The sequence below is a fragment of the Myroides sp. ZB35 genome (assembly GCF_001865835.1).
Classification (GTDB): domain Bacteria; phylum Bacteroidota; class Bacteroidia; order Flavobacteriales; family Flavobacteriaceae; genus Flavobacterium; species Flavobacterium odoratimimum.
The window spans coordinates 110,908-122,339 of sequence record NZ_CP017769.1; the positions used below are offsets into that span (position 1 = coordinate 110,908).

Sequence of the window (11,432 nt, forward strand, 5' to 3'; positions counted from 1 at the left end):
CAAATGGCTTATAAATAACAAGAAGGGCTGTCTTAAATAGACAGCCCTTCTTTAGTATATAATAAATTTAAAAAACATTACACTCTTTGATTTAATACATAATTTGAGTTAAACAATTTGAATTGTATATTTAAAAAAATATGCTTTACTATACCTTTAGTCTCTTAACCAACTAAAGAAACTATTATGAAAAAAATTGTAGTACTTATAATTATAGCTATTACAAGTTATAATTTTACAGCATGTTCTAGCGATGATAATGTCCCTTACGAAGTAGCTAATTTTAAAGAGGAAATTATAAAAGAATGGACAATCGAAAAAAAGGAATTTCTTGATAATAAAGGAAAAGTTATTCTAAGTATTGATTACACAAAGAAAAAAAAATGTTCAACTGAAAAATGGACTTTTAACAAAGAAGAAGTTAATCGAAAAATATCTTCTACAAATCAAGCAGGAAATTGTAATGAAACAACAGACAAACTAAGTTACAAAGTAGTTGAACGAGATTTACTTGTCATGGTTCCTTCACAATCTACAAGTACATTTAAAAAAATAGAAATTTCAAATTTCTACCATTATAAAATGCATTTAGTAGAAAAAGTAAATAAAGAAGAAATAACTCTTAGTTTAGATTACCCTAAAGGCACACAAACCATAAAATATACTTTTAAAAGATAACAAAGCCTCCCATTAGGAGGCTTTGTTATTTTATTTCTTCTTTACAAATTCATAAGAAGTATATCTAAAAACTCTTGCTTTATCAGGCTTCATCATCGGTTCCGCTGTTTTGCGTTCATACCTATGCATCTTTAAATAAATAAACAAGAAAGATAAGTATGAGTAAACCAATAAAGCATGCAAAAGCAATCTTCCATGTACTATAAGGTCGTTCACCTGTGATTCTACCCGTTACTCCATTGACATAAAAAGTATACTGCTTATTGCCATAAGAAAAAGAACTTACATATAAAGGCAAAAGAATATGCTTAAAAGTAATATCGGACAGATCTGTATTCATATTATGTATACGCTGTTCATCTCCCCCTATATTTCTTCTTACACTTTCTCTTTCATATTGATAGACGATATCTCTGGCCTTATCATATCCTTCTTTTAAATCTACTTGGTATTTCTCTGTAATAAACCCACTTAAATAATCTGGTTTTATCTTTTGTACGCCTTTAGGATCCCAACCTGTAGAGATAGAATTAAGTAAATCCATCTTCAGTGTTTTACTTCCTGTCACTAAGATATCATCATAGAAGTTAGAGACTCTACCACTTACTCTTGACCACGAAACTCTACGTTCTCTTCTTTTATTATCTCCACTACCTACTGTCACATAATAGACATCTCCACGCTCCCCTCTATAGTCAGTATGAGTTTGCATATCATAGGTCCAAAAAGGTACATATACTCCTCTTAGATTATCCGCAGAGAATATCCCTCTCTGTATTTTATTAGGGGCAAACCATAAATCTTTTATCCACTTCTGTAATATACCTGACACTTGATTCCTATCTACAGCAAAAGGAGATACATACTCCGGCTTAATATATCGTTCTTCGTGTATATCTTGTTCTACTAAAGGATTTGCACAATAAGGGCATGCCATCGACTTCAGGTTCTCATCTACGGTAGAAGTAGCATGACAACTACTGCATTCTACAACCTTCGTAGTACTAAAGCTCTCTTTTTCATAACTCTCCATAAAACTGGCGAAATCATGCTCATTCAAATCTTTTGTCCCCTGCTCTATTTCCTTTACAGTACCACAATACTCACATACTAATGCTTGAGCACTTGGCTTATAGGTCATTGCCCCACCACATGAGCTACATGGTGTAGCTTCTGATGTATTTAATTTTATCTCTTCTCCTGACGACACTTCTTATTCTAATTAAATAGCTATTAACTTTCTCTTTATTCTAATCCTGTACAAAAAAGGTGCTGAAGAAGATTTAAAGCCTCTGAAGCACCTTTGTTTATCGTATTACATATTTGGTAATGGTGGAGGTGTTTGTGCCCATACAGCACTTAAATCGCTTTGGTCGCCTGCTTTCTCCCAATTCCCCATTCCGTTCTTCCATACTAAAGTATCTCTTTGCAATTGGCCATTAGTTGCCATCTGCTTTAATCCTTCTAAATCAAAAGGCCCTGCTTGTTGCCCGTTCACAGCCACAAAATAACTTACAGCTATAGTACCAGGTATTGGTGGCGGTGTATTAGTTACTGGTTGTTGTTGCTGTGTAGTAGTTTGTCCTTGCGCCATTGCTTGTCCAAACTGATTCGCCATAGCGAATCCTGCTCCCATACCTACTCCTGCTCCAGCAACACCTGATGGATTATTAGCTGCTGCCTCCATCGCTTTAGCTGCTTTCATCTGCATCAACTTATTCAAATCAACATGATTCAATCTACTCAACTCAAAGATCTCTTTCTTAATCTCTTCAGGCATCGATACGTTCTCAATTAAGAACTTCGTAACATCCATACCATAAACTTCGAAATCGTCTTTCATATACGCGAAAATCGCAGTAGAAAGTTCATTTAAGTTTGCAGCATACGTCTCAATAGGTAAATTAGCTTCACCAATAGAATCCGTAAAACGAGTAACAATAGCACTTCTCAACTGATCATTGATTTGATCTGTTGTAAAAGTTCCTGATGTACCTACTATTTCTTTAATAAACTTACCTGGATCTGCTATTTTAAATGTATACGTACCAAAAGAACGCACCTCTATCATTCCAAAACGATTGTCATTTAGAATAATTGGATTCTTAGTTCCCCAACGTTGATCGATAAAAGTCTTTGTACTTACAAAATAAACCTCTGCTTTAAAAGGGCTATTAAAGCCATATTTCCAACCTTTTAAAGTTGCTAATATTGGTAAGTTCTGCGTATTTAAAGTATGTGTACCTGGACTAAAAACATCTGCTAATTGTCCTTCGTTGATAAACACAGCCATTTGTCCTTCGCGAACAACTAACTTTGCATTATTCTTTATCTCGTTTTGATAACGCTCAAAACGGTGTACTATAGTATTCTGAGTTGGGTCTAAGAACTCAATGATATCAATGAATTCTCCTGCTAATTTTTTAAACAAGTTCATATCTTTTCTTTTTCTTATTAGTAGTTATATCTAAGTAAATGTAACAGATTTTATCCTATAATTATCACAAAGTATTCTTTAAAAAACGAAATCACTTATTCATATAACAATACTTTAGAATTTGTATTTATCTATATTTTGAAAAAGATATAATATCTATACAGCAAAAAGACTGTATTTAAATTTATTATCACAAGACCTTATATTACATTTTTTACTATATTTATCTCTATAATTATCAATTAACTTATTATGAATAAGAATCTTAAACATAATAACACTAATACTAAAAGTGGTAAACGTATAGGCAAAATTGAAATCATCAATCCTATAGCGCAATTAGTATTTGATGACAACGCATACATAGAGGTAATCGCTGAAGGTTTTCAATATGCTGATTCACCTTTGTGGATTCAAGCAGAAAACTTATTGCTCTTTACAGACTTCCCCAATAAGAAAATACACTATTGGAAAGAACATTATAACGAGCCTAGAACTTACTTAGAAGCCATCGATTTTATAGGTCAAAACACAAAGAATGGAGACCTAAACTCAAGTGCTTTACACTTTAATAACCAAGGAGAGATTACTCTTTTCCTTTATGGAGAAGATAAAATAGCTAAAATGAGTGCCATTATTAGAGAACCAAAGTTTAACTTCACCTCTTGGATCAATAACCCTCAAAAAATCAAATTAATCAATCCTTCTCACTTTACAGAAGATAACTCTGGTAATATCTATTTTACGGATACAATTCTTACAGAAAGTAAATCAAAACAGAAAAAAACTACTACTTACGGTTTATATAGAATAACAAACAAAAACAAACTAGAATTGCTCTTTCAAAGTGATTTAACACCACAAGGAATAACTTTATCTATTGATAATAAACTTCTCTATATCACCTATTCAGACCAAAAGAAAGACTATCTATATCAGTATAACTTAAATAAAAGCAAAATACAATCAGACACACCTAAAGTATTTGATTACACACCATTCATCAGTGAAATAGAAGATAAACCTAGAGGCATTGAAGTAGATCGATTTGGCAATATATTTACTGCAGGGCCTAATGGTTTATGGATATTCAATAAAGACCTTGAACTAACCGCTCGTGTACACTTCTCAGAATTAGCTACTAATTGTGTATTCTCAGATGACTTTAAGACCTTATATATCACAACTAATACTAAACTACTCAAACTTAAATTGCGAAACTAAGCACAAAAACAACTGTTTTGGTATTATATTTTACAGTTTGCATTATCTTTGACATCGAATAGAAACATATAATGTATCTATTCAATGATTAAAACAAATAGAACAAATATTAATACACAATGGAAGAGCAATATCAACAAATCTTAGTTAGATATTATAGTGATGTCTTAGAAGAAAATACGGTCGAGACTTTTTGGGGAAAGACCATAGATAAAGAAAAAGGGTTATACCAAGTTGATAATATTCCTTTTTATGGACCTGATTTTTCATGTGATGATATTATCTATGCAGAATTTGACGAAACAGAAAACACACTTACGTATCGATATGTAGATACTGCTTCAGGGAACTCTACTGTGCAAGTTATCGTTCAAAAAGAAAAATATAACAGAGAAGATCTATACAATGAAATCCTTTATGCAGGTACAGAAATAGAAGTGTGTAGTGAGCAATACTTCGTGATTAACATTCCTAGCAAAACCGACTATCGAAATGTATATGCTATCTTAGGAGCATTAGAAGAAGAAAAAGTAATAGAATTCGCAGAACCTCTATTGTCTCCTAAACACAGTGCTGATTTAAGACAGAAATAATCTTTATAATAATAATACAAAAAAGCCCGACTCATTAGAATCGGGCTTTTTTTATCTTAAATCAAATACTTTTAGAATTGGAAATAAATAAATGGTTGTGGTCCTGCTGTAGCAGTTGCATAAACAATCCAAAACACAAAGCCAAGTACTACTGCCTTTACAAACATTGGCGCAACATTAAACATCTGATGAGGCACTGCCATCCATGACTTAGGTATATAATGCCATACGAATCCAATACCGATCAACATAAACGCATTTTTATACCCCATAGCAATAGTAGTCCAAGCTTCCCAATCAAACTCTATACTTGCAATATTATTGATAACATTTAATGCGGTATCAAAAGAGGTCGCTCTAAAGAATATCCAACAAAACGTTACAAAGTTAAAGGTTAAGAATATAGAGAAAATTCTCCATAATAAGTGAGGTTTAACTCCTTTTGCTCTAGGAAACAGCTCCATGATAATCTTATGTATCGCTAAAGCAATACCGTGTAAGGCTCCCCACACAATAAAACGCAAACTAGCTCCATGCCATAACCCTCCTAATAACATAGTCGTTAATAGGTTAAAGTTAGTATACATATTTTTCTTTTTGTCTTTTGCTAACAAGAAGGTTAGGCCGAAAACAACAATAGATGCTACAGCTAGAATTAATGGAATAATACTTTCATTCATATAGTAAATCCCCCATCCTAAGATACCTGCAAAGAATAATCCTGGAAAGAAATATCCTCCGAAACTTCCTTTTCTATTTCCTCCTACTGATATGTACAAGAAATCTTTTAACCAAGTAGAAAGCGATATATGCCATCTTCTCCAGAATTCTGTAATAGACATAGACTGATAAGGTACATCAAAGTTAACTGGCAATCTATATCCCATCAACAATGCTATACCAATAGCCATGTCTGAATATCCTGAGAAGTCACAATAAATCTGAATAGCGTACCCATAAGATGCCATTAGATTTTCAAATGCTGTATAACTATTCGGAGCATCGAATACACGATCTACGAAGTTAATAGAGATATAATCAGAAATAACTGCTTTCTTCAATAACCCTCCGATGATTAATAACAACCCTTCATTCACATAATCTCTAGACACATAAATATTCTTATATATCTGTGGCAAGAAGTCTTTTGCACGAACGATAGGCCCCGCAACCAACTGTGGAAAGAACGAAATAAAGAATAAATAATCTAAAAAGTTCTTCGTTGGCTCTATCTCTTTTCTATAAATCTCTATAATATAACTAATAGATTGGAACGTAAAGAAAGAGATCCCTACAGGTAGTATAATATCATCTAAATGCAACTTCGTATTCGCAAAGAAATTAACTCCATCTAAAAAGAAGTTTGTGTACTTAAAGTAACCTAGTAACCCTAAGTTTACAACAATACTAATCGTTAAGAGTAGTTTCTTCTTCGCTGCATTCAAGGTATGATTAATAATATTAGCAAAATAGTAATCCATTAAAGAGGATCCTATCAAGATAATAAAATACATTCCACTAGACTTATAATAAAAGAATAGAGAGAATAAGGTCACATACAATAAACGAATGTGGAAGGTTTTTCTCATCAAGATATAGAAGAGGTAAAACACAATAAATATCCCTAAAAACAAACCTGAGTTAAACAACAAAGGCTCTTTAGGATTAAAAGTAAACCAGTTGATTACTTGATCAATAGTTATACTTGGTATTTCAATATTAAATAGACTCATTTAATTAAAAAGCACTATTTTGTTTGACAAATTGGTTATAAGCATCGATAAGAGCCTCATAGAATAAATCTCCTGTATATTCATACCCTTTCACGGTATAGTGCACAAGATCTTTTGATAGCATTCCGTTCTCTCTTAAACTAGGCAAACCTAGCGTTGCTCCTAGATTATAATATAAATCCCAGATAGCATACTTCCCATCTATTCCATTAATGATTAATTCATTAGATAATTCTGCTGCTACAGTATTAGGCTTATCTTTAGAGAAATAAGATGGTGGAGGTGTAGTCAATAACACACTTGCATGAGGTGCTACTTTCTTTACCTTAGCTAAGAACATATTGACTTGCTCTTGAAAATCTCTTCCACTCATTCTATCAAAGGACTCATTAGTTCCCATAGATACAATTACTAAGTCTGGCTCTAATCCTCTAAGTTGCTTAAAGAACAAATCGTATTTAGTATAATCAGAGAACCTCGCCCCATTCACACCTATTGTATGATATAATATTCCAGGTTTATCATTCTCTAATACTACACCATTTAGGTCATACGCTTCAGCCTGTTGATTAGAGTAGAAATAGATACGGTCTAGCTCTTCTCCTAACTCAAAGGTATAGAATACGTCATTCTTCTCCCCTGATAGCTCATTAAACATATTATTAGACACCACTACAGATTCCCTCTGCTTAGTAGGAATACTAAGCCTCTTACCCGCATGAATGGTATTCGTCTTCATATTATTCGCTTTCTTAATCTCAGTAATAGTAGTATTATACTTATTAGCGATAGCTCCTAGAGACTCTCCTCTTTTAATCTGATGAGAAATCTTCTTAGGGGCAGTTGATTCTAAGAAAACTTTTTGACTAGCCGTTCCTACATTAAACTCCTTTTTATTAGAAGGTGTAAAAACTTTCATGCGAGAAAAACCATATGAAGCATCACGTACACTTAACTCTATAACAGCATTACTATTATTTGTAGACAGCGCTATTCCACTTAATCCTACTTGTGCATCTTTTACTGGAAATATATTTCTATAACTACTCCATTCTGCATTAGAAGAATACCTAACTAGGGAGTTACCATTCGTCTTAGCTAATTTATAAGGAAAGGCAAATCCCAATCCCCCATTTCCAAATCTATCTTGAAGTAATGATCTCATTCTTCCACTAAAAAAATCAGCTTGAATATGAGAATCACCTATATGTACAATGTTAATCTTTCCTTCCTTAGAACGAATCATCTTCTGAACTTTCTCAAAGAAAGTTTTTAATTGTTCTGCGTAATAGATCTTATTTCCTATTCCTTCTCCATTCACAGATTCTACCTCTTCATCACTAAACTCATTAGTACGAAGTGAACTAACCTGGGCAAAAGAACCAATATGAAATAAAATACCTACAACAAAAACAGCAATTTTATTCCTTTTCATTTTCTATTTTTTGTTTAGAACTATCCTCTCTTACAGTTTCTTTTTCTGGTTGCTGAAGAGAATCTACTTTCTTAACAGGCACATGTCCTGCGTGTTTCTTTTTATAATCTGTATACCCTTCCTCTAATCTAGCGAAGATCTTACCTGAAATATCAGAAGCTCCTCTATGATTAAAGTGTGTATAATCTTTATTCGCTTTTGCAGGTACCTCTTCTACCCATTTGACCATAGAACCATTTCCTCCCATAGCCTCGTATAGGTTAAAGAATCCAGCATGAGCTTCCATAGCATATTTTCTCTGTGCCTTCATCAGTGGTTCTACAGCAGCATCTGTCTTCATCACACCTTCTACTTTAGATGATTTATCCGCAGTAGATATTACTAGAATACTAGCATTAGGAAAACATTGTTTTAAATGTTTCACTACATTCCCCATCTTCTTCGTATACCATGAGTAATCTAGAGATCCGTAATTTAAAACATTAGCACCATAGTGTAATACGATTAGACTATAATCTAAATTCTTTTGATACTTCTGCATTAAACTCACTTTAAACAACGATAGTGGCAATCCTGAATTACCTCTACTAGAAAAGTTATCAACCTGCACTCCACCGCCTGCACTAAAGTCTACACCATATATTGGAATAGAATCAGCATGTTTAAATAGTAGTTTAACATCTTTAATATTACCATCAGCTATCTTCAATTTATTTAATTCTGAACTGACACTTAACTTCTTGACAATAGTATCCTTATTAATAATAACTGCTACTTCTCCTCTTTTATTATTAGAACTTCCATAATAAAGTGTTGGATTATAAAGCATTGTCATATTTTGCATCTTACCTGCTGTATAACTCACCCAAGTAGATTTAACTGTATCTTTCACGAAATACACCTGTCCTGATACCCCAAAAGGCTTCTGAGGTTTTTTGACGTTTAGATAAGACTGCATCTTGAAGTTATTCGAATACTTATGGATAACAGATAATCTAGACTGTGCGGATTCAGACATAATAGGCACATAACCTACTCCCATACCCCCATATTTACTCTGATAATTCTTACGCAGATCTTGCACGATTAAGTCTCCATCAGTCATCGAATCTCCATAGTAAGCGATACGAACACGTCCCCCTTTTTGTTGTTCTAGAGCATATAGTTTAGCAAAGAAATTCTCCAGATACGCCATTCCTTTAAAAGAACTAGATTCTTCATCACTAGTAAACACATCTTCTGGAACGATGATTACATTCTCATCATCTATTCCTGTTTTTTCAGTCTTTAGACTATCTTTAGTTACTAGCTTCTCTTTTTCTATGCCTTCTAGTGCTTCTAACATCAGACTATCCACTACAATATTACTCGTAGGAAGAGCTTCTTCACTAAATAACTTTTTAGGCAAATTTCCTTTAAAGAATAAAAAAAAGCCACTTGCCATTACTATAATGGCAAGTGACTGGTATAGGTATGATTTCTCTACTTTCACAAAAAAATATAAGATTACATTCGGTCTGGTACAGCGATTCCCAATAATGAGAACGCATCCTTAATCACCATTCCTACTTTTTCTGACAATTGTACTCTAAACGCTTTTAATACAGCATCTTCTTCTCCTAGAATAGATACCGTTTGATAAAAAGAGTTATACTCTCTTACTAATTCATATACATAATTAGCTATAAGAGCAGGGCTATGTGTACGAGCAGCATCCTGAATCACTACAGGGAACTCCTCTAATAACTTTAATAATTCTTTCTCTTTAGGATCTAATGTGATTCCTTTTATTTCTGATGTATAATCGAAGTCTGCCTTTCTTAAGATAGATTGGATACGAGCATATGTATATTGAATAAACGGCCCTGTATTCCCTGCAAAATCAACTGATTCTTTAGGGTTAAACATCATTCCTTTACGAGGGTCTACTTTTAGGATAAAGTATTTTAATGCACCTAAGCCTATTGTAGTAAATAGTTGAGTACGCTCTTCTTCAGAGTACCCTTCTAGTTTACCTAATTCTTCTGAGATAGACTTAGCTGTGTCAGTCATTTCTTGGATTAGTTCATCTGCATCTACTACAGTTCCCTCTCTACTCTTCATCTTACCTGATGGCAACTCTACCATTCCATAAGATAAATGATATAAACTCTCAGCCCAGTCAAAACCAAGACGTTTAAGTATTAAAAATAGAACCTTAAAGTGATAATCTTGTTCGTTACCTACAGTATACACCATACCACCTACATCGCCGAAATCATTCACACGCTGTATAGCAGTACCGATATCCTGTGTCATATATACAGAAGTACCGTCTCCACGAAGTACCAACTTCTCGTCTAATCCTTCCTCTGATAAGTCTATCCATACAGAGTTATCCTCTTTTTTGAAGAATACTCCCTGCTCTAGACCTTTCTCTACCTCATCTTTACCTAATAAATAAGTATTGCTCTCGTAGTATACTTTATCGAAGTCTACTCCTAAGTTTTTATACGATACCGCAAAACCATCATAGACCCATTGGTTCATTGTTTTCCACAATTCAATAACCTCAGGTTTATTATGTTCCCAATCTACAAGCATCTGTTTTGCTTCTTTAATGATTGGAGCTTCTTTCTTAGCTTCGTCTTCAGACATACCTTGAGCCATTAATTCTTTGATTTGGCTCTTGTACTCCACGTCAAACTTCACATAGTAGTTTCCTACTAATTTATCTCCCTTAAGTCCAGTAGACTCAGGAGTCTCTCCATTACCATACTTTTGCCAAGCCAACATAGACTTACAGATATGGATACCTCTATCGTTAATGATCTGTGTTTTATAAACTTTTTTACCAGAAGCCTTTAATATCTCAGCTACCGAATATCCTAATAAGTTATTTCTAACGTGACCTAAGTGAAGAGGTTTATTTGTATTAGGAGAAGAATATTCTACTAACACTGACTTATCACCAGGTGTAGGTGTCACATATCCGAAGTGTTCTTCTTTGCGTGTAGCATTAAAGAAATCGATATAGTAACTATCTGAAACGACTAAATTTAAAAATCCTTTTACTACATTAAACCGTTCTATTACAGAAGTATGCTCTACTAAGTACTCACCTATCTTAGTACCGATTTCTACTGGGTTTCCTTTTATCTGTCTTAGAAAAGGAAAGATAACTACAGTAATATCACCCTCAAACTCTTTTCTTGTCGCCTGATACTCAACTTTATCTACAGTAGCACCGTATAATTGTTGAATCGCCTTCTCTATCTGCGGAGTTAAAATCTGATTTAATGTCATTTTGATTAATTTAATTAAAGGAGCAAAGATAATTTATATTTCTTCAT

At 33.5% G+C, this 11,432-nt stretch carries 9 protein-coding genes; 3 read left to right on the forward strand and 6 right to left on the reverse strand.

All coding sequences use genetic code 11. The annotated features are described in order from the left end of the window. Positions 1-186: 186 nt before the first annotated feature. A complete protein-coding gene (locus BK054_RS00485) occupies positions 187-678 on the forward strand; it encodes a hypothetical protein (RefSeq protein ID WP_006258652.1) in 492 nt (163 codons plus the stop codon). Between the two features lie 121 nt (positions 679-799). Here BK054_RS00485 and BK054_RS00490 read toward each other — a convergent pair whose 3' ends face one another. Further along, positions 800-1,888: a hypothetical protein gene (locus BK054_RS00490; RefSeq protein WP_006261785.1), complete on the reverse strand. Its 1,089-nt coding sequence runs from the start codon at positions 1,886-1,888 to the stop codon at positions 800-802. Between the two features lie 105 nt (positions 1,889-1,993). Further along, on the reverse strand, positions 1,994-3,115 hold the full coding sequence (locus BK054_RS00495; RefSeq protein ID WP_071306865.1) for an SPFH domain-containing protein: 1,122 nt from the start codon (positions 3,113-3,115) through the stop codon (positions 1,994-1,996). A 252-nt stretch (positions 3,116-3,367) separates the two neighbouring features. Here BK054_RS00495 and BK054_RS00500 point away from each other — a divergent pair, with 252 nt between their 5' ends. Together BK054_RS00500 and BK054_RS00505 are read left to right on the forward strand one after the other, a co-directional pair. After that, positions 3,368-4,339, forward strand: coding sequence for an SMP-30/gluconolactonase/LRE family protein (locus tag BK054_RS00500; protein WP_006265888.1), 972 nt, complete (start codon positions 3,368-3,370; stop codon positions 4,337-4,339). A gap of 119 nt (positions 4,340-4,458) precedes the next feature. Beyond that, a complete protein-coding gene (locus tag BK054_RS00505; RefSeq protein WP_006258657.1) occupies positions 4,459-4,932 on the forward strand; it encodes a DUF4265 domain-containing protein in 474 nt (157 codons plus the stop codon). A 71-nt stretch (positions 4,933-5,003) separates the two neighbouring features. Here BK054_RS00505 and BK054_RS00510 read toward each other — a convergent pair whose 3' ends face one another. The 4 genes from BK054_RS00510 to argS form a co-directional block, all read right to left on the reverse strand. After that, positions 5,004-6,665, reverse strand: coding sequence for an MBOAT family O-acyltransferase (locus tag BK054_RS00510; protein ID WP_006261788.1), 1,662 nt, complete (start codon positions 6,663-6,665; stop codon positions 5,004-5,006). A gap of 4 nt (positions 6,666-6,669) precedes the next feature. Then, a complete protein-coding gene (locus tag BK054_RS00515; RefSeq protein WP_071306866.1) occupies positions 6,670-8,100 on the reverse strand; it encodes a LysM peptidoglycan-binding domain-containing protein in 1,431 nt (476 codons plus the stop codon). Next, positions 8,087-9,544, reverse strand: coding sequence for a hypothetical protein (locus BK054_RS00520; RefSeq protein WP_071306867.1), 1,458 nt, complete (start codon positions 9,542-9,544; stop codon positions 8,087-8,089). The genes BK054_RS00515 and BK054_RS00520 overlap by 14 nt, the downstream gene beginning before the upstream one ends. A 62-nt stretch (positions 9,545-9,606) precedes the next feature. Next, entirely contained in the window at positions 9,607-11,385 is a 1,779-nt protein-coding gene (gene argS / locus BK054_RS00525) for an arginine--tRNA ligase (RefSeq protein WP_006258661.1), read from the reverse strand. Positions 11,386-11,432: the final 47 nt, after the last annotated feature.

What these genes read in the sequence shown, in the direction of transcription:
- BK054_RS00485 (WP_006258652.1), top strand. Translation starts at nt 187, where the DNA reads ATGAAAAAAATTGTAGTACTTATAATTATAGCTATTACAAGTTATAAT.
- BK054_RS00495 (WP_071306865.1), bottom strand. Translation starts at nt 3,115, where the DNA reads ATGAACTTGTTTAAAAAATTAGCAGGAGAATTCATTGATATCATTGAG.
- BK054_RS00500 (WP_006265888.1), top strand. Translation starts at nt 3,368, where the DNA reads ATGAATAAGAATCTTAAACATAATAACACTAATACTAAAAGTGGTAAA.
- BK054_RS00505 (WP_006258657.1), top strand. Translation starts at nt 4,459, where the DNA reads ATGGAAGAGCAATATCAACAAATCTTAGTTAGATATTATAGTGATGTC.
- BK054_RS00510 (WP_006261788.1), bottom strand. Translation starts at nt 6,665, where the DNA reads ATGAGTCTATTTAATATTGAAATACCAAGTATAACTATTGATCAAGTA.
- BK054_RS00515 (WP_071306866.1), bottom strand. Translation starts at nt 8,100, where the DNA reads ATGAAAAGGAATAAAATTGCTGTTTTTGTTGTAGGTATTTTATTTCAT.
- BK054_RS00520 (WP_071306867.1), bottom strand. Translation starts at nt 9,544, where the DNA reads ATGGCAAGTGGCTTTTTTTTATTCTTTAAAGGAAATTTGCCTAAAAAG.
- argS (WP_006258661.1), bottom strand. Translation starts at nt 11,385, where the DNA reads ATGACATTAAATCAGATTTTAACTCCGCAGATAGAGAAGGCGATTCAA.